The sequence below is a fragment of the Turicibacter sp. T129 genome (assembly GCF_025594975.1).
Classification (GTDB): Bacteria; Bacillota_I; Bacilli_A; order MOL361; family Turicibacteraceae; genus Turicibacter; species Turicibacter bilis.
The window spans coordinates 1-393 of the sequence record NZ_JAMQUU010000071.1; the positions used below are offsets into that span (position 1 = coordinate 1).

Genomic DNA, 393 nt, shown 5'->3' on the forward strand with positions numbered 1-393 from the left:
CGAACCCCCGCGACGCTTTCACGCCCTGTCGGTTTTCAAGACCGATCCCTTCAGCCGGACTTGGGTATTCCTCCATTTTATCCATATTCTTTTTGGTAGCGGAGGAGGGACTCGAACCCCCAACCTCACGGGTATGAACCGTACGCTCTAGCCAGTTGAGCTACTCCGCCTTTTGTTATTTGTTTTTAATGGTCGGGAAGACAGGATTCGAACCTGCGACCCCCTGGTCCCAAACCAGGTGCTCTACCAAGCTGAGCCACTTCCCGAACTTTTATGGCGCGCCCAAGAGGAGTCGAACCCCTAACCTTTTGATCCGTAGTCAAACGCTCTATCCAATTGAGCTATGGGCGCTATTTAGTTGGTGCCTAGGGCCGGAATCGAACCGGCACGGGT

At 53.7% G+C, this 393-nt stretch carries 3 tRNA genes; all 3 read right to left on the reverse strand.

The features are described 5' to 3' along the window. Positions 1-93 precede the first annotated feature (93 nt). The 3 genes from NEH75_RS11260 to NEH75_RS11270 all read right to left on the reverse strand — a co-directional run bounded on the left by NEH75_RS11260 (position 94) and on the right by NEH75_RS11270 (position 351). A tRNA-Met gene (locus tag NEH75_RS11260) sits at positions 94-170 on the reverse strand. A gap of 19 nt (positions 171-189) precedes the next feature. Further along, positions 190-266: transfer RNA gene (locus tag NEH75_RS11265), tRNA-Pro, on the reverse strand. Positions 267-274: 8 nt separating this feature from the next. Then, positions 275-351, reverse strand: a tRNA-Arg gene (locus NEH75_RS11270). Positions 352-393 lie beyond the last annotated feature (42 nt).